The 15,497-nt window shown below is 46.2% G+C and carries 17 protein-coding genes; 10 read left to right on the top strand and 7 right to left on the bottom strand.

The window, feature by feature from the left end; genetic code table 11:
* Positions 1–71: 71 nt before the first annotated feature.
* Positions 72–296: a hypothetical protein gene (locus tag QUA50_RS05705; RefSeq protein WP_333263821.1), complete on the bottom strand. Its 225-nt coding sequence runs from the start codon at positions 294–296 to the stop codon at positions 72–74.
* A 365-nt stretch (positions 297–661) separates the two neighbouring features.
* Between QUA50_RS05705 and rpiA the strand changes: the two genes are divergently transcribed.
* The 3 genes from rpiA (at position 662) to QUA50_RS05690 (ending at position 3,829) form a co-directional block, all read left to right on the top strand.
* Positions 662–1,378, top strand: a complete 717-nt coding sequence (gene rpiA / locus QUA50_RS05700; RefSeq protein ID WP_333263822.1) for a ribose-5-phosphate isomerase RpiA — start codon at positions 662–664, stop codon at positions 1,376–1,378.
* Between the two features lie 275 nt (positions 1,379–1,653).
* Positions 1,654–2,859, top strand: coding sequence for an aldo/keto reductase (locus tag QUA50_RS05695; protein WP_445243155.1), 1,206 nt, complete (start codon positions 1,654–1,656; stop codon positions 2,857–2,859).
* A 214-nt stretch (positions 2,860–3,073) separates the two neighbouring features.
* Positions 3,074–3,829, top strand: a complete 756-nt coding sequence (locus QUA50_RS05690; RefSeq protein WP_333209707.1) for a Fe-Mn family superoxide dismutase — start codon at positions 3,074–3,076, stop codon at positions 3,827–3,829.
* A 49-nt stretch (positions 3,830–3,878) separates the two neighbouring features.
* Here the strand turns inward: QUA50_RS05690 and rsmG are convergent, their stop codons facing one another.
* Both rsmG and QUA50_RS05680 read right to left on the bottom strand, forming a co-directional pair.
* On the bottom strand, positions 3,879–4,622 hold the full coding sequence (rsmG, locus tag QUA50_RS05685) for a 16S rRNA (guanine(527)-N(7))-methyltransferase RsmG (RefSeq protein WP_333263825.1): 744 nt from the start codon (positions 4,620–4,622) through the stop codon (positions 3,879–3,881).
* Between the two features lie 90 nt (positions 4,623–4,712).
* Positions 4,713–5,384: an energy-coupling factor ABC transporter ATP-binding protein gene (locus QUA50_RS05680; RefSeq protein ID WP_333263828.1), complete on the bottom strand. Its 672-nt coding sequence runs from the start codon at positions 5,382–5,384 to the stop codon at positions 4,713–4,715.
* A gap of 385 nt (positions 5,385–5,769) precedes the next feature.
* Here QUA50_RS05680 and QUA50_RS05675 point away from each other — a divergent pair, with 385 nt between their 5' ends.
* From QUA50_RS05675 to QUA50_RS05665, 3 genes are all read left to right on the top strand, one after another.
* On the top strand, positions 5,770–6,786 hold the full coding sequence (locus tag QUA50_RS05675) for a Sll0314/Alr1548 family TPR repeat-containing protein (RefSeq protein ID WP_333263831.1): 1,017 nt from the start codon (positions 5,770–5,772) through the stop codon (positions 6,784–6,786).
* Between the two features lie 15 nt (positions 6,787–6,801).
* The gene (locus tag QUA50_RS05670) at positions 6,802–7,251 is read left to right on the top strand and encodes a DUF3531 family protein (RefSeq protein ID WP_333263833.1); all 450 of its coding nucleotides are present in this window, start codon (positions 6,802–6,804) and stop codon (positions 7,249–7,251) included.
* 175 nt (positions 7,252–7,426) lie between these two features.
* Complete coding sequence (locus QUA50_RS05665) at positions 7,427–7,852, top strand: NUDIX hydrolase (RefSeq protein WP_333263836.1); 426 nt, start codon at positions 7,427–7,429, stop codon at positions 7,850–7,852.
* 156 nt (positions 7,853–8,008) lie between these two features.
* On the opposite strand, the gene QUA50_RS05660 is transcribed toward QUA50_RS05665, so the two are convergent.
* Both QUA50_RS05660 and ychF read right to left on the bottom strand, forming a co-directional pair.
* Entirely contained in the window at positions 8,009–8,374 is a 366-nt protein-coding gene (locus QUA50_RS05660; protein ID WP_333263839.1) for a phage holin family protein, read from the bottom strand.
* A gap of 21 nt (positions 8,375–8,395) precedes the next feature.
* Positions 8,396–9,487, bottom strand: coding sequence for a redox-regulated ATPase YchF (gene ychF, locus QUA50_RS05655; protein ID WP_333263841.1), 1,092 nt, complete (start codon positions 9,485–9,487; stop codon positions 8,396–8,398).
* Positions 9,488–9,608: 121 nt separating this feature from the next.
* On the opposite strand from ychF, the gene QUA50_RS05650 reads away from it, so the two are divergent.
* Positions 9,609–9,965: a hypothetical protein gene (locus tag QUA50_RS05650; protein ID WP_333263844.1), complete on the top strand. Its 357-nt coding sequence runs from the start codon at positions 9,609–9,611 to the stop codon at positions 9,963–9,965.
* A 132-nt stretch (positions 9,966–10,097) separates the two neighbouring features.
* On the opposite strand, the gene QUA50_RS05645 is transcribed toward QUA50_RS05650, so the two are convergent.
* Positions 10,098–10,346: a gamma-aminobutyric acid A receptor, epsilon-like protein gene (locus QUA50_RS05645; RefSeq protein ID WP_333263846.1), complete on the bottom strand. Its 249-nt coding sequence runs from the start codon at positions 10,344–10,346 to the stop codon at positions 10,098–10,100.
* 490 nt (positions 10,347–10,836) lie between these two features.
* On the opposite strand from QUA50_RS05645, the gene QUA50_RS05640 reads away from it, so the two are divergent.
* The 3 genes from QUA50_RS05640 (at position 10,837) to QUA50_RS05630 (ending at position 14,338) form a co-directional block, all read left to right on the top strand.
* Complete coding sequence (locus QUA50_RS05640) at positions 10,837–12,444, top strand: aminotransferase class I/II-fold pyridoxal phosphate-dependent enzyme (RefSeq protein ID WP_333263849.1); 1,608 nt, start codon at positions 10,837–10,839, stop codon at positions 12,442–12,444.
* A 99-nt stretch (positions 12,445–12,543) separates the two neighbouring features.
* A complete protein-coding gene (cbiT, locus tag QUA50_RS05635) occupies positions 12,544–13,137 on the top strand; it encodes a precorrin-6Y C5,15-methyltransferase subunit CbiT (protein ID WP_333263852.1) in 594 nt (197 codons plus the stop codon).
* 283 nt (positions 13,138–13,420) lie between these two features.
* Positions 13,421–14,338 (top strand): phosphatidate cytidylyltransferase, encoded by a 918-nt coding sequence (locus QUA50_RS05630; RefSeq protein ID WP_333263855.1) that lies wholly within the window; start codon positions 13,421–13,423, stop codon positions 14,336–14,338.
* 114 nt (positions 14,339–14,452) lie between these two features.
* Here the strand turns inward: QUA50_RS05630 and QUA50_RS05625 are convergent, their stop codons facing one another.
* Positions 14,453–15,304, bottom strand: a complete 852-nt coding sequence (locus tag QUA50_RS05625; protein ID WP_333263858.1) for a DUF2993 domain-containing protein — start codon at positions 15,302–15,304, stop codon at positions 14,453–14,455.
* Positions 15,305–15,497 lie beyond the last annotated feature (193 nt).

The following is a 15,497-nucleotide window of genomic DNA, read 5'->3' as shown; positions in this document are numbered from 1 at the left end:
GACTACCGCCTCTAAAAACATCCTTATATATCCCTCCCAATCCGGTTTTTCCACCAGCTTGCAATTAGTTATCAATGAAAATTTTCCACCCCTGACATGGAAACTAGACGGGCAAATCCAGCAGTTGTTTCCGGCAAAGCTGCCAATGCACTCGTCACAATCCGGCAACCGCTAGCCATCGCCTCCATCGCCACAATAGATGACGTTTCCAAACAGGTATTCGAGTAAGCTAAAACCGCGACGGAACTCAGTTGCCGGACGAGTTCGGGTTGCGGTAAGGAACCGACGTACTCCACCCCTTCTGTTTCCTGGCACTGGCGCTAAAGTTGGTCGAAAAAAGCTGGTTATCATTGTCGTATATTTGGTGTACCTTCATGCTTGAAAATAGTGGGAATCTGGTTATGGAAACAGATTGACGAATTTCGAGATCGAGAAATCAGATTTTCATTGTGGCAATTATCCACCGATTTGTGAACTAGATTTTTTTATTTAACCGCAGAGTACGCAGAGGGCGCAGAGAAAACAGAGAGAAGTTCCCAATTGAAATAATTTGCGAGTTCCCTCTCTTCATCTTCTTCCTCTCTGCGTTCTCTGCGCTCTCTGCGGTTAAATAAATCCATAATAAATGGTATAATCTTAAAACTATTAAGGAGTACCGAACATGACCGCAGAACAAGATCCCGTAAAATTGATGAAACAGCAAGTCGGCTTTGCTGCCGCCGATCGCGTAAAATCTGGTATGATTGTCGGACTCGGCACCGGGTCAACTACAGCTTATACTATTCAAGCATTGGGCGATCGCATAAAATCAGGCGAACTCAAAGATATCAAAGGAGTGCCGACATCTTTTCAATCAGAAGTGTTAGCCAAACAGTACGGAGTACCGCTGACAACACTAGATGAAATTGACAGAATTGATGTGGCTATTGACGGCGCTGATGAAGTAGATCCCCACCTCAACTTAATTAAAGGTGGCGGCGCAGCCCACACCCGCGAAAAAGTAGTCGATTACCTCGCAACTCAGTTTATTGTAGTAGTTGACAGTTCCAAAATCGTAGATAAATTGGGTTCTACTTTTCGCGTGCCCATCGAAGTTATACCGATGGCATTAACACCAGTGATGCGGGCCATTGAAAAATTGGGCGGCAAACCCGAACTCCGCATGGGCGTGAAAAAAGCAGGCCCGGTAATTACCGATCAAGGTAATATGGTAATCGATGTCAAATTTGATGACATTGCCAACCCGGGGGAAATGGAAAAAACGTTGAATAACATTCCCGGTGTGTTAGAAAATGGTTTGTTTGTAAACTGTACAGATTTGGTTTTAGTCGGCGAAATTCAAGACGGAAAACCCGCAGTACGGGAAATTTCTAAATAGTCAAAACTTGCCCGCTGCTGGTCATAAACTCTTTGTGGAACAGGCATCTTGCCTGTTCGGGAGAATGTGGCAATATGCGAGTTACAACCCGCAAAAATACCAAAAATAAGGTTTATTACCCTATAGCAACCGCCAAGACTATTAAGAAATTCTTAATCAGTGAAAGCCTTGCGATTGTTACATATTCCTTCTTCCTTCTATCCTTTACATCCGTTACATCCCGTACATTGCTCGTTGCCGAACTTCCTTCTTCTATAGCTTTGACTTTGATTATGATGATGCAATATCGCAGATTCGGTCGCACAGAATTATCCATGCCCGTCTTTTCCTGCGGTGGCATGAGATATCAGTACAAATGGCAAGACGTACCAGCCACTGAAATTCCCCCAGACAATCAACAAAATCTAGAAGCGACGATTAGCTACTCGATTGAATGCGGCATCAATCACATAGAAACTGCTCGCGGTTACGGCACTTCCGAGATGCAATTGGGGTTAATTTTGCCAAACTTTCCCCGCGAAAAATTGATAGTGCAAACGAAAGTTAGTCCTAAACCCAACTCCCAAGAGTTCCGCGAAGAATTTAAAAAATCCTTAGCTTATTTGCAACTGGAATACGTCGATTTACTGTCGCTACACGGCATTAATACGTGGGAATTGCTAGAGGAGTCTATCCGTCCGGGCGGCTGCATGGATGTGGCCAGAAAGTTGCAAGCAGAAGGGAAAGTTAGGTTTATTGGTTTTTCCACTCACGGCCCGACGGATGTGATTGTCAAAACAATTGAAACTAATCAATTTGATTATCTTAACTTGCACTGGTACTACATCAATCAAATTAATTGGCCGGCTATTGAAGCTGCTAAACGTCACGATATGGGCGTTTTTATTATCAGTCCTTCCGATAAAGGCGGTCAACTTTACAGCCCGCCGCAAAAATTGGTAGATTTGTGCTATCCGCTGAGTCCGATGGTGTTTAACGATTTGTTTTGTTTGTCGCATCCGCAAGTACACACTTTGAGTTTGGGCGCAGCCAAACCTGAAGATTTTAACGAGCATCTTAAAGCTGTAGAATTGTTAGATAGAGCAGATGAAATTTTGCCTCCGATATTAGAAAAATTAGAAAAAGCAGCAATTGATAAATTAGGAGAAGATTGGTTTAAGACTTGGCACGTCGGTTTACCAACTATCGAAAATACTCCCGGAGGTATTAATATTTATGTGATTTTGTGGCTGTGGAATTTGGCGCAGGCTTACGATACGATCGACTATTGCAAGATGCGCTACAACCTTTTAGGTAATGGGGGCCACTGGTTCCCCGGTCAAAAAGCCGTAGCTTGCGGTGCGGAAGGCCATCGCCTAGATGAATTAGACTTGCGCCGCTGTCTGGCCCACAGTCCCCACGCTGCAAAAATTCCCGGTATTCTTCAAGCAGCCGATCGGCTTTTTGGAGGCGAAGCCATCCAGCGCTTGTCCCAAGAATAATCAAAAAAAAACCCGGTTTCGAGACAGAAACCGGGTTGGTGAACCGGAGCACGTGAGTTAGTTACGCGCATACAATTAGCCTATACTTGAGAAACTCTCACAACCATCGCCCATCCGTCTCATCCATTCGGGCGATACAACTTTTTTTCTCAACTCACTCCCCTTTTGCTTTAATCTGAGATAAAACAGTTAATAATTTACTTAGGTACTTTTTATGACTCTCAAACGCCGAGATTTCTTGTATTTGCTGACTGCCACCGTTGGAGCTATTACCGCAGGTGCTTGCCAAGCGTCAGGAAATAATGTATCCCAAGCCAGTCCAATTGCAGAAAGCACAAAAATAGCCCAAACTCCGGGGCCTTTTACACTGCAGCCTTTACCTTACGAATACAATGCTTTAGAACCGCACATCGATGCGCGGACAATGCAATTTCACCACGACAAACACCACGCCGCCTACGTTAAAAACCTCAACGATGCTGTCAGCAAATACCCGCAACTCAAAAATATCACTGCGGAAAATATGCTGCGAGATTTGAGCAAAGTGCCGGAAGATATTCGCACAACCGTGCGTAACAATGGCGGGGGACACCTAAATCACAGTATGTTTTGGGAAATCATGAGTCCCAACGGCGGCGGGGAACCGACAGGGGCAATTGCAACAGCAATTAAGCAAACTTTCGGCAGTGTTGACGATTTTAAAACAAAATTTAACGATGCCGGCGCCAAGCGTTTTGGCAGCGGTTGGGTGTGGCTAGTCCGCAATAAAGCTGGCAAACTTGAGATTACAACTACTGCCAATCAAGACACTCCTTTCATGGAGGGCAACTATCCAATTATGGGTAACGATGTTTGGGAACACGCTTATTATCTCAAATACCAAAATTTGCGCGCCGACTACTTAAAAGCTTGGTGGAATGTTGTTAATTGGACGGAAATTAACAAGCGCTACGAACAGGCGATCGGGTAGTTTTCAATTAGATGAAATACAGGACACGGCAGTGCCGTGTCCCTACTAGCTAGCGCACGGGACGATCGAACTCCCGTACAACTTTCCGCAAGTAAACGCAGTGCCGCGCCCCCTGACTCGTCGGCGTTGTGAATGCTTCGACTGACTCAACTGTGCCGCCCAAATGCTCGATCGCCCTTTGCAACTCCGTTTCTTCCTCCACCGTCCAATTCCCACGGTAAAGCACAGCTAAACCGTCATTTTTCAGGAATGGCAGCGCGCATTTAGCACAGAGAGGAGTGGCTCCCACTGCTCTGAGAACGGCTAGATCGTAAGCTTGTTTGTGATGCGGCTGTCGGGCAATTTCATCCGATCTACCCAACAAAGTCGCCGCATTTTCTATCCCTAAAGACGGCAAAACTGTTTCCAAAAAAGTAATTTTTTTGCGCGTAGAATCGAGCAGCGTAACTGATAAATGCGGCAGGGCGATCGCAATTGGCAACCCCGGAAAACCCCCACCCGTCCCAATGTCGATCGCTTTGTGCACCGACTCGGCGGACAATTCGGGATTTTCCGCCGAATTGTGATTAGCGGGCAGCAGTCTTGAAATTCCCCGCAGAGAATCCCACAAATGTTTTTCCCAAAACTCCATCGGCTCAGTAATTCGAGTTAAATTCAAGGAGCGATTTCCCTCGACAATTAACTCGTAAAGCCGCTGAAATTTTTGTTGCTGCGACTCATCCGGCTGCCAATTCAGCGTTTTTTGCCACAATTCGTTCATCTGGGGCAACACAGGCATTGTAATCTGATTCATCTTCTATTCCCACTCTTTTGTAAGCTCTGCAAATTCTCTGCACTTAAAAATGCTTCCTAATGTGATAAACCCGCCCGCACTAACTAATGACTAATGACTAACAAAACTCGTTTCCTTAGCTTCTAATTTAGCCCGATCGACCTCCTGCAAATCCCCGTGGTTTAGAGTCCAAAAGCGATCGGCTACACTCAACAAATCGCTAGCATCGTGAGTTACAATCAACAAAGTCCAGTGACTTTTCAACTTGCTCAACAAGCTTACCAACTGCCGCCGCATCGACCAATCCAAACCAGCCGTCGGTTCGTCCAAAAGTAGCAAATGCGGCTGCCGAATTAGCTGCACCGCCAGGGCTACCCTGCGCTGTTGTCCGCCGCTCAAAGCGTGGGGGGAAGCGCGCAGCGGCAAATGTCCGAGTCCCACTTCTGCCATTGCTGAGTTAATTTGTTCTTGTCCCAATTCAGGATGTCCCAGTCGCAATTCTTCTAAAATTGTGCCGCCGCAAAAATGCCTTTCGGGAAACTGGAATACTAAACCTCCTAACTGTTGCAAGTGTTCCGGTGTTAATTCTTGTTCCCGCCAACGGATGTCGCCGCTAGTTTTTTCCGCTAAACCTGCTAATATTTCTAATAGCGTACTTTTGCCAGAACCGCTGCGACCCACAATCAGCCCCATTTGCTGCGATGGCAGTTCTAAGTTAATATTTTTCAGAATAGGATTCGGACAGGCGGTAGGATGATATACTAAGTTTTTTAGATAAAGCATTAACGGCAGTTGTTAGTTTTGAACAAGTCATCAGTCATCAGTCATTAGTCATCAGTCATCAGTCATCAGTCCTTCGTTGTGCTATTGATAGTTAAGGCTGTTTTTGGGTGGGGTCGATCGCACACAATTATTTTACATAAATCTTCACAAAAATTTCCTTTTTTTTCAGGAGTGGCGTTTGATTTTTATGTTTTTTCATGGTATATTTTAATAATGGAAATCTGTCCGTTAATATATTATAAGTCACACTTCCATTATTAAAATATACCTCAAGAACCACAAAAAATCAAGCAAATTTCACTCTTTTTTTGGTGGCGGCCCGAAAGTCTGAAAATTTAACTCTCTTGTTTCTAGTTTACAGTATATTACATTGAGAGAATTGACGATGACGAAAACTCCTTTAGCATCGGTGGGCAAGCAAATGTTAAGTTCTAAACAGACAGTGCGGGCGATCGCCAGTGCAGGAGCGATCGCCCTGGGCATCTGCATTAACTCGGCAGTAGCGGGCGATCCCTTTCGCAGCAGCAACCCGCAGGCGATCGGGCCCAACACCGAAACCGCTTTCAAAACAATGTTTCAGCAAGGAAACTACAAACAAGCAAAAACTCAAATTCAACAAGCACTATCAGCCGAACCAAACGAGCCGCTAGCCTATGCGATGGCAGCCTCCCTCTCATACATCGAAAAAGACTTCAACTCGATGAATTCCTACGCGAAAAAAACCCGCGAAGTCGGCGAAAAATTGGCGAAAACTAATCCATTGCGCGGCAATATTTACACAGCAGCAGGTCACTTTCTAGAAGGGGCGAACATTATAGCCAAAGAAGGAACAGCCAAAGGCGCGCCCCAAGCTTTGAGTAAATTGCGAGTAGTATTTCAATACCTAGATGCCGCCGACAAAATAGCGCCCAACGACCCCGAACTTAACCTGATCAAAGGCTACATGGACTTAATGCTAGCCACAAACCTACCCTTTTCCAACCCCAACGAAGCAATTCAAAGACTCGAACAAAAAGCCTCTCCCCGCTACTTAGCTTATCGCGGCATGGCAGTAGGCTATCGAGATTTGAAAAAGTACGATCGCGCTTTAGAATTTGCGAACAAATCGCTAGCAGAAACGCCCAACAATCCCGAAGTTCTCTATCTAAAAGCACAAATCTTGTTTTCCCAATCCCAGGGGAAAGACAGCAACAAAACCTTACTTGAGGAAGCCAGAAAAAACTTCGACGCAGCCTTAGCAAAACCCGACCAACTGCCGCGCAGTTTAGTAGCCGAAATCTTCTTTCAGCAGTGCAGAACCCGCAACCGTCTCGACAGCCAATCTCGCCCCTGCGACCCCATGCGCGATAAAATCAGAGATGCAGATGGAGTCTGGGGGCCGGCAGCCTTACCACCACTATAAAAACACCAAAAAACTATGCAAGTAGAGTTTCGCGAGTTTAACCCCTTTGACCTCTGGATTTGGCTGAAGTTCAGCAACGTGCCTTCAAACGGTGAAAAACAGTATGTTGAAGAAGTGTTTGACTCTTGGTTTTTCTTGGGAAAACTTGGAGGATTTAATGCGGAAAATTTGCAAGTTCAAGATGAAGGCTTAGACATCAGTGATATGAATTACGATGTTAATCTAGCCGACCAAAGCATGATGGCTTTGATGCACAATATGGGAGAAATGGAGTATCAAGGTTCTTGGGCTCGCTGCTGGTTTGATTTGGGAACTAGCGATGCAATTGGCCTCGATGTTTTGATTAATGTTTTCCAGCAACTCAGCAAAGAATTCGTAACGATTGAAAAACTCATTATAGGCGGGGAAAATACAGACTGGCCTATTGAAAATAGAAGCAGGAGAGAGGGTTTTGCCGATAATTAAACGTTGGCACGACACGGATGACACGGATACAGAGATAATATAGTCTTGGATGCACGGGTAATCAGAAACCGGGTTTTTTCCCTTGAATGCTTTGTTACAACCCTTGAAGGGCAAAAAACCCGGTTTCTTTGGTTTTGATGCGTAATGACTAATGACTAATGACTGATGGCTAATTATGCAAAAAGGTAAAGTTCGCGTAATTGTTTTAGGATTAATTCGATCGGGCGATCGCATCTTCGTGTCAGAATGCGAAGATCCTGTCAAACAAGACACATTTTACCGAGCTCTGGGCGGTGGCGTAGAATTCGGAGAGCACAGCATCGACGCTTTGCAAAGAGAGTTTCAAGAAGAAATTCAAGCCGAGTTAACAAATATCAAATATTTGGCTTGTTTAGAAAACTTCTTTGTTTATAATGGCAAAGCCGGACACGAATTAATACAACTATACCAGTGCGATTTTTTTGATTCCAAATTTTATGAATTGGAGAGTCTGGATTTTGCAGACGGAGATGGGGAACATACTGCATTTTGGATACCGATCGAGCGCTTTCGATCGGGCGAATTGCGCCTAGTTCCAGACAAATTTCTCGACTACTGTTAAGGCTAATAACTCAACCCATACCAAAAAATAAATACCTGATATGGGAGAATTAAACCTAAAATATTTGCCGTTGGGGCGGGTTTCACCTGAAATATTGGCCATAACTAACAGGATGAATAAACCCGCCCCTTCCTTCCGCCCGCGCGTTACATTTATCTACCTTACACTAGGCAGCGTACTCAACAACTGATAGAGAAGAGAGTTGATAAAACCGAGGGCGATCGCCCCAAGCATTGCACTCCAAATTCCCCACCGCAAGCGAAATCCTTCGACTAGCCAAGCCGCCAATCCAAAGATAGCAGCATTAATCACAATCATAAACAAGCCAAAAGTTACCAACACAAATGGAAAACCCAAAACCACAAAAAGCGGCCGCACCAAAGCATTCAGCAATCCAAAAACCGCCGCCGAAATCATCGCTTTTCCAAAAGTGTCAATATCCACCCCAATGGGCAACTTGGAAATGATAAAAAAGCTCACCGAAGTTACCAGCCAAGCAATTGCCAGCGAAACGATATCCATGTGCCAATCTCCTTAAAAAAGCTAAACATTAAATCGGAACAACAGCACATCCCCCTCTTGTACAATATACTCTTTTCCTTCACTGCGAACTAAGCCTTTTTCCTTAGCTGCATTCATCGCGCCCGTAGCAACCAAATCTTCATAACTCACAGTTTCGGCCCGGATGAAACCCCGTTCAAAGTCCGAGTGAATCACCCCCGCAGCTTGCGGTGCTAACATTCCCGCGATAATCGTCCAAGCGCGAGTTTCTTTCGGCCCGCTAGTAAAATAAGTCCGCAAACCCAATAATTCGTAAGTAGCTCGAATCAAAGATTTTAAGCCACCTTCTTTCACACCCAGAGATTCTAGGAAATCCGTTCGTTCTTCCTCGGATAACTCCACCAATTCTGACTCAACTTGCGCCGAAACTATGACAACTTTAGCATTTTCTGCTTCTGCTACTTCCCGCACTTGTTCGACATAGCTATTTCCAGTTGCTAAATCGTCATCAGACACGTTAGCAGCATAAATAATTGGTTTGTTGGTCAGTAATTCCAAACCTTTAACTAATTCAGCTTCTTCATTGGTGAAATTGTACTGTCGCGCCGGTTTCCCCGCATTCAAAACGGCGACTAATTTTTCGAGCACATCCACTTCTGCCTGAGCTTCCTTGTTGTTGCGGGCCAGCTTGCGAGTGCGATCGAGCCGGCGTTCAATTTGAGCTAAATCTGCTAGAATTAATTCTAGATTGATAATGTCAATATCTCGGATCGGATCGACAGAACCCGCAACGTGAATGATATCGTCATTCTCAAAACAGCGGACAACGTGGACGATCGCATCTACAGCCCGAATGTGAGACAAAAACTGATTTCCCAGCCCTTCCCCCTGACTCGCCCCCTTCACCAAACCCGCAATATCCACAAACTCAATCCGCGTCGGCACCGTTTGCGCGGAATTGCTAATCTTGCTCAGCACCTTCAACCGTTCGTCTGGCACTGCCACGATACCCGTATTTGGCTCGATCGTACAGAAAGGAAAATTAGCAGCAGTCGCCTTGGCATTAGCCACCAAAGCATTAAACAAAGTAGATTTGCCAACATTAGGCAGTCCGACAATTCCGGCAGTAAGCATAGCTATTTAGAAACATATCACTGTTTCAAAATATCATAAGCAATAGCAATATATCTGACTTGTCCCTTCTAACTTCTACAGCTAAGCTTGAATAAATATCAAACTTGAGGTAGATGGCTCAATGGTTAACAAGTGGTTAAGCAAAGTAACGATCGCTGCGGGGCTGTCGCTGCCCCTGTTAGCGCTGACAGCGCCTAGCGTCTTGGCTCAGATAATCAAAGTTTCGGTGATTAACAACAGCGGCAAGACGATGACAGCCGTTTATATGTCTCCTCCCGATAAGGATACTTGGGGAGAAAACGAGCTAGAGGCCCCCATTGCCGATCGGGAAAAGGCAGATTTTGAGTGGAATCAAGCTGACTACGGGGGCTCGGATGCCGGCTGTATTTTCGATGTCCGGGCCGAATACTCGGACGGCAAATCCACCGATTTGGATGCTGTTGACCTTTGTAAAGAGACGGCGCTCAACTTCAATTAATTGATAATTTAGGCAAAAACCGAGTTTTTTCAAGTCTGATATTCATCAAAAAGATTGGGGACTTGGGAGAAATCGGTTTTTGCGATCGACCTGACAAACAATCTTAAATTTCGCGATCGACTAAAACATAATTTATACAGGTTCAGGGATTGTCTGAGGAATAGGCTCCGGCACTGTCTGAGGAATTGGAGAGGGTACAGTTTCCGGCACCGGTTCGGGAATTGGCTGCGGAATTGGCGCAGGTACCGGCTCAGGTACTGGCCCGGGAATCGGTTCGGGAACGGGGCCCGGCACTGGTGGCGATGCGGGTATAGTCGGGAGCCCCGGTTCGGTACTGGGAATCTGCGGGCCTGGAAATGGAGCTGGAGTGGGAAAAATCATGTTAGTGTTTTGCTCGCTAATAGAGATGTTTCAAAAACATTTGTTCGCCACTCACCGCTATATTTTTATAACAAAAATAACTGATTTGTGGTAGTGTTTTATCTCATAAATATAAACTCAAGCTTGCGGCGGAGACATCTATCTAAATAACTATAATTAACTGTTACCTCCGTCGAAAATTATGCCTTTGGTATTAAACTAAGTATTTGGTGACAAATAAACATTAGATGGCGAGGGCGCGTGAGTACAGAAATAAACTGCGCGAGAGTAAAGACATTGGCTCAACCCTCCCCTACAACAAGATATTATGGTTTTTTCATACCGCTCTACTTAGGATCGCGAATTAAATAACTTACAATTTTAATTGTTATTGTGGGATGGGCCTAAGAGCCCGTCCACTCATGACGGGCTTTCAGGCCCATCCCACAAACTTGTGGAAGTTATTTAATTCTCATTCCTTAGATATCAAATACAGCAATCAGGATTAAGCGTGTCACCAGCAAACTCTCAACAACAAACGCCTCTATTAGATGCCTTGCGCGATCGCACAAATCACCCGCACGCCCCATTTTATGCCCCCGGACACAAAGGCGGACAAGGAATCTCTCAACCGCTAATTGACTTGTTCGGTGCGGCAGTATTTCGATCGGATTTGCCCGAATTGCCGGAATTAGACAATCTCTTTAACCCAGAAGGTGCAATTGCCCAAGCTCAATACTTGGCCGCCGAAGCATTTGGAGCCCAATCAACTCGGTTTTTGGCTAACGGTTCCACTTGCGGAATTATCGCCGCCATCTTAGCAACTTGCGGCCCCGGCGATAAAATTATCTTGCCTCGAAATATCCACTCCTCGGCTATTTCTGGTTTAATTTTATCCGGTGCAATTCCAATTTTTGTCAATCCAGAGTACAACCCGGATTGGGATATTGCCAACAGCATCACCCCAGAAGCCACAGCTTCGGCATTAGAACAACATCCCGACGCTAAAGCAGTAATGATAGTTTACCCAACCTATCACGGCGTTTGCGGGGATTTGCGGGCGATCGCCCAAATTACCCATCAATACAACATACCGTTATTAGTAGACGAAGCCCACGGCGCGCACTTTAACTTTCATCCACACTTGCCAGAACCGGCACTATCAGCCGGCGCCGATTTAACAGTACAATCCATACACAAAACCCTCGGTGCAATGACACAAGCCTCGATGCTGCACGTCAAGGGCGATCGCATAGATATCCAAAAATTAAATAGAGCATTGCAGTTGGTACAATCCACCAGTCCGAGTTACTTATTATTAGCATCCCTAGACGCCGCCCGCCAACAAATCGCACTCCACGGCAAAGAGTTAATGGCGCAAACTTTACAGCTAGCAGAAAAAGCGCGATCGGGCATCAGTCAAATTCCCGGCTTATCAGTTTTAGAACCCTTAAATACACCGGGTTTTGCAGCATTAGACAGCACCAGGCTAACAGTAAAAGTATCAGATTTAGGAATCACAGGATTTGCCGCCGATGAAATTCTGCACTCTCAACTCGGCGTTACCGCAGAACTTCCTATGCCCCGACATTTAACATTTATTATCAGCTTGGGAAATACAGAATCAGATATTGACAATTTAGTTACAGCTTGTACTCTTTTAGAAGGAAGAAGGAAGTTCGGCAACGGATTCTGTAACGGATGTAACGGATGTCAGGAAGAAGGAAGTTCGGCAACGGATTCTGTAACGGATGTAACGGATTTAAAGGATAGAAGGAAGAAGGAAGAAGGAAGAAAGAAGAAGGAAGAAAGAAGAAGGAAGATGTCCGATGGAAGATTTGCCCACTCTCCCACTCTCCCACTCTCCCACTCTCCCCCTCTCCTCTCCCCGCGCGAGGCATTCTTTTCCTCAACCGAAACAGTACCCGCAGACAAAGCAGTCGATCGCCTGTGCGCCGAACTCATCTGTCCCTACCCCCCAGGAATACCAGTCCTGATGCCCGGTGAAATCATTACCCCAGCAGCCGTTGACTACCTGCAACAGATCCTTGCCGCCGGCGGAAAAATCACAGGTTGCAGCGATCCCGACCTCCAAACTCTCAAGGTTGTGCGAGAGTAAATATGAAGGCTTGGGGGAAAGGGGCAGAATTTCTACTTCTTCCGCGAGTTCCAACTTCGGTCTTGCTTCAATCAAAAATCAAAAATCAAAAATATAACTATGCTTTGGCCCTACGTCACTCCAGGCATCCCGGATGACTTATTTGAACGTTTACCGGGAATTCCCATGAGTAAGCGAGAAGTCCGACTGCTGTTAATCTCCCACCTGCGGCTGCAAGCAGATTCAGTCGTGTGGGACATCGGTGCAGGTACTGGTACGATCGCCGTAGAAACAGGTTTGCTGTGTCCCAAAGGTCGGATTATCGCCGTCGAAAGGGATGAAGAAGTAGCAAGCTTGATTCGCAGAAATTGCGATCGATTCGAGCTCGACAACGTAGAAGTTATAGAAGGCAGTGCCCCGGAATGCCTGGAAAACCTGCCCCAACCCCCCCACCGAGTCTGCATCGAAGGAGGTCGCCCGATTAAAGCCATTCTCCAAGAAGTTTGGCGGTACTTGCAACCCCACGGTAGAGTTGTCGCCACCGCCTCGAATTTAGAAAATCTTTACGCCGTTTCCGAAGGGTTCGCCGAATTGCAAGTCCGCAACATCGAAGTAGTCCAGTCCGCCGTCAACCGCTTGGAGACTCGCGGCCTCAGTCAAACTTTTGCCGCCGTCAATCCCATATTTATTCTCAGCGGCGAAAAGCTGGATTAGAAGGAAGAAGAAGGCACGACAGGAATTTTGACACGGACACGCGGATTAATTATGTAATTCTTAATCTTTTTTAAGTTCACTTAACCTTCATACTTAGAATAAGGGCGACCATAGCTGGATTGACCGCCTGACTTGAGATATTGGATAACGGATGGGGGATGGGGGTTAGTTGTGCAAGGGATCAACTCGTGCTCTATAAAAATCCAAAATCTCAAATCCAAAATCCAAAATCCAAAATCCAAAATCGAATGATCCACCGCCGTCTGCAAGAGAAATTCATTTTATGCCTTGGTCTCGTATCCTGAGTGGAATAGTTGCGATCGCCCTTGCTTTGGGAATGATTATTATGGGCGGATGGTACTTCACCGTCGGCTTTGGAGTCATCGTCTACCTAGGCCAATTGGAATATTTTCAATTAGCCAGGGCTAAAGGTATTGCACCCGCTGCCAAAACTACCTTAGCCGTCAGTCAAGGGCTATTAATTACTGCCGCCCTAGCACCGGAACTCGTAGATGCCATGTTCCCCTTAGCGGGAACCTTAATTTGTTTCTACCTGTTATTTCAACCTAAATTATCGACGATCGCCGATATTGCCTCCTCAGTTTTAGGATTGTTCTACGGCGGTTATTTGCCCAGCTATTGGGTACGGCTGCGAGTCGGTCTCGACCCGGCCAATCTTGCTACAACCCAACTATCGAACGCAGTAGCAAGCAATTTGCCGGTTAACATTTACCCGTCCCCGTCTTGGACAACTTCCAGCCATATATCTTTAGGATTGACATCGCTGCTGCTGGCTTTCTTTTGCATCTGGGCCGCTGACATTGGGGCTTATTTTGTCGGCAAATTCTTCGGGCGCACTAGCCTATCCCACATCAGCCCCAAAAAAACCGTTGAAGGCGCCGTATTTGGAGTTTGCGGCAGCATCGCCGTGGCAGTTGCTGGTTCTTGGTATTTACACTGGCCGGCGTGGCAGTATACTGGGGCTGCTTTTGGTCTGTTGATTGGGGTTGCTAGCCTGTTGGGAGATTTAACTGAGTCGATGATGAAGCGAGACGCAGGCGTTAAGGATTCGGGACAGTTGATCCCCGGTCACGGCGGCATTCTCGATCGCACCGACAGTTATGTTTTTACCGCGCCCTTAGTCTACTATTTTGTCACTTTACTCTTGCCCGCGATCGACTCTTTTTTAATTAATCGGTAATTGGGAATTGGGCATTGGGCATTGGGCATTGGGCATTGGGCATTGGGCATTTATTCCCAGGATCTACCGAGGAATCAGGTTAAGGTCAACTGTCAACTGTCAACTGTTAATTCACTAAGGCAAAACTCTAATTCCTCCCCGACAAACAATCTCCCCCGGACTCAAAATCAATTCTTCTATCTCAACTTCCGGCCCGAAATCAATTTTAAAACCATTGAAATCACTGCTCTTTAATTCTCCATCGAGTTCGAGTTCTGGTGATTCAAACATCAATTTGCCAGCGGTAGCCATCCGCAAACCCGTCCGCAATACCAAAGGAATTTGCCTACCGCCAGCGGGCAAAATTGTCGCCGAAAGCGTCAACAAATCCGCCTCAATTGCAATCTGCGAATTTTGCAAATTCAGCGACTGTTCCCTATCTGTCAGCGGCAGCATTGGCAGCAAAAATTCGCTCAAAGCATCAGCCAGCAAAGGCGCTTTCAGCGACGCATTCAAATCCGCTTGGCTGAGCCTCAAAACGCCTGTCACGGGAACGGGTTCCAGGAGGCGCAGGGGTTGGCCTTTGAGAGCTTGACCGAGGTTGATGCGAATGCCGCAGCCCTCTATGGCAACTTCAGTTAGGTGTAGTCCTTTATACACAGCACCGCGAGCTGCAGCCGTGACTTTGGGGATCGCACCGCTGAAGATTTGTCGATCGCTCCCCTCAATTTTCACCTTCAACTCGTCAACCTGCTGAACTTGCGATCGCAGCCACAACTGAACCGCCGGAGACAGCACCGCACTCGCGATCCGGCTGCCTTGACTAGGCGTTGGTCTCCCCGGCTCCTCGCCCAGATTAACGGTCTCACCAGAGCCAGCAGCGCCATCTCTATTGTCAAATTGAAGAGAGTTTCGATCGACATTCATAAACAATTTCAGAATATAAACCTTAATATTCAAGCACAGAAATTTAACTAGAAATTGCACATCGGGTCTCAAAAATCCGGTATCTGCACAGATATACCGCTGTCAACCTCTGATTTTCCTGTAGAAACTGGGTTGATGAACACAAGCCCGATCAACTCCAAAATCAAGCAGAAATCTGGCATCAGCCACGCCAGAAGCAGAAAAATTCTCACCTTTCTCCCCTTGGGATCTTGGGATAGTTCACGAGTTGTGC

The organism is Microcoleus sp. M2_D5, assembly GCF_036701935.1.
Lineage (GTDB): Bacteria > Cyanobacteriota > Cyanobacteriia > Cyanobacteriales > Microcoleaceae > Microcoleus.
Note: the sequence above shows the minus strand (reverse complement) of the source record. Positions and strands in the feature narration are given on the sequence as shown.

Coding starts and splice junctions, on each gene's coding strand:
- rsmG (WP_333263825.1), bottom strand. CDS start 4,622: ATGAATCAGATTACAATGCCTGTGTTGCCCCAGATGAACGAATTGTGG.
- QUA50_RS05660 (WP_333263839.1), bottom strand. CDS start 8,374: ATGGATATCGTTTCGCTGGCAATTGCTTGGCTGGTAACTTCGGTGAGC.
- QUA50_RS05680 (WP_333263828.1), bottom strand. CDS start 5,384: ATGCTTTATCTAAAAAACTTAGTATATCATCCTACCGCCTGTCCGAAT.
- QUA50_RS05630 (WP_333263855.1), top strand. CDS start 13,421: ATGCCTTGGTCTCGTATCCTGAGTGGAATAGTTGCGATCGCCCTTGCT.
- QUA50_RS05665 (WP_333263836.1), top strand. CDS start 7,427: ATGCAAAAAGGTAAAGTTCGCGTAATTGTTTTAGGATTAATTCGATCG.
- ychF (WP_333263841.1), bottom strand. CDS start 9,487: ATGCTTACTGCCGGAATTGTCGGACTGCCTAATGTTGGCAAATCTACT.
- QUA50_RS05690 (WP_333209707.1), top strand. CDS start 3,074: ATGACTCTCAAACGCCGAGATTTCTTGTATTTGCTGACTGCCACCGTT.
- QUA50_RS05645 (WP_333263846.1), bottom strand. CDS start 10,346: ATGATTTTTCCCACTCCAGCTCCATTTCCAGGCCCGCAGATTCCCAGT.
- QUA50_RS05670 (WP_333263833.1), top strand. CDS start 6,802: ATGCAAGTAGAGTTTCGCGAGTTTAACCCCTTTGACCTCTGGATTTGG.
- QUA50_RS05650 (WP_333263844.1), top strand. CDS start 9,609: ATGGTTAACAAGTGGTTAAGCAAAGTAACGATCGCTGCGGGGCTGTCG.
- rpiA (WP_333263822.1), top strand. CDS start 662: ATGACCGCAGAACAAGATCCCGTAAAATTGATGAAACAGCAAGTCGGC.
- QUA50_RS05695 (WP_445243155.1), top strand. CDS start 1,654: ATGATGCAATATCGCAGATTCGGTCGCACAGAATTATCCATGCCCGTC.
- cbiT (WP_333263852.1), top strand. CDS start 12,544: ATGCTTTGGCCCTACGTCACTCCAGGCATCCCGGATGACTTATTTGAA.
- QUA50_RS05675 (WP_333263831.1), top strand. CDS start 5,770: ATGACGAAAACTCCTTTAGCATCGGTGGGCAAGCAAATGTTAAGTTCT.